2 protein-coding genes are annotated in these 1,138 nt (G+C 68.1%); both read right to left on the bottom strand.

Translation table 11 applies throughout. The features are described from left to right. Positions 1-160: 160 nt before the first annotated feature. Positions 161-862, bottom strand: a complete 702-nt coding sequence (locus tag TW83_RS18100) for an SURF1 family protein (protein ID WP_045984179.1) — start codon at positions 860-862, stop codon at positions 161-163. A 1-nt stretch (position 863) separates the two neighbouring features. Beyond that, on the bottom strand, positions 864-1,138 hold a 275-nt coding region (locus TW83_RS18095), incomplete at its 5' end, for a cytochrome C oxidase subunit IV family protein (protein WP_045984178.1).

The raw sequence follows: 1,138 nt of genomic DNA, 5'->3' as shown, positions 1-1,138 counted from the left end.
GAGCTTGCCAAGCGGCAGATGGGCTGATGGGCTGATGGGCTGATGGGCTGATGGGCTGATGGGCTGATGGCAGTGGCCGCATGGGTGGCCGATGCCAAGGGCCGGGAACGCCGACGCGGGTCCGATCGATGGCGCAGGTCTGTTCGATGCCACGGACCGTCTAACGACCGTGCGGCCGGTGAATGAAGACCAGCAGGAAGGCCAGCCCCGCCGCCATCGCGAACCAGGTCAACGCATAGCTGAGATGGCTGTTCGGGAAGGACACGACCGTCAGCCCGCCGATGGGCGCCCCCTGCCCCGGACCGCGGTCCAGGTCCAGGAACCACGGCGCGACCGGATCCAGGCCGACGGCGGCGCCGATGACCTGCGTATCGCGCGAGAACCAGCGCCCCTCCTGCGGATCGTTGTCGCGCAGGAAGGCCCCGCCCTCCTGACTGGCGCGCATCAGGCCGGTCAGGACCTGATCCGGCGCGGTCGATGCGGAGGCATAGTCGTCGGTCCCGTCAGCCGCGACGAAGCCGCGGTTGACCAGCAGGGTCCACCCCTGATCGGTCCGGAACGGCGTCATCACCCAATAACCCGCGCCCAAGGCCGTGACAGCACGCACCAGCGTGTCCGAGGCCTGCAGGTAGCGGCCGGACAGCATGACGCGGCGGTATTCGAACGTGTCGTCCCCCGCCACGGCCTGGGGGGACGGCGCCGCCACCGGGGCGGCGGTGACGGCGGCCTGGGTGCGCGCGATCAGGTCGCGCTTCCATTCCAGCCGCTGCACCTGCCAGACGCCCAGCGCCAGGAAGATCAGGCACAGGACGGTGCCGGGGATCACGATGCCCCATCGGACCGGTCCGCGCCACGCCGCCATGTTACGTCCCGAAACCGGACAGCTGCGGCATGCCGTCATTGTTCATCTGGGGCATCATGTTGGCGTTCATGTTGTGCATGACCCAAAGCGACCCGGCCAGGATGATCACCACCACGACGACGGTGAAGATCAGCGCCATCATCGTCCAGCCTTCGTCGGACCGGCCGTTCATGTGCAGGAAATAGACCATGTGCACCAGGATCTGGATCGCCGCCGCGCCGATCACGATCCCCGCGGTCAACAGGCGGCTTTCCAGGCCCCCGGCCATGACCAGGC

Origin of the sequence: Paracoccus sp. S4493, assembly GCF_000967735.1 — a bacterium.
GTDB classification, from domain to species: Bacteria; Pseudomonadota; Alphaproteobacteria; order Rhodobacterales; family Rhodobacteraceae; genus Paracoccus; species Paracoccus marcusii.
The sequence above is the reverse complement of the archived record's forward strand: the minus strand, read 5'-3'. Positions and strand labels throughout refer to the sequence as shown.

Coding starts and splice junctions, on each gene's coding strand:
- TW83_RS18100 (WP_045984179.1), bottom strand. CDS start 862: ATGGCGGCGTGGCGCGGACCGGTCCGATGGGGCATCGTGATCCCCGGC.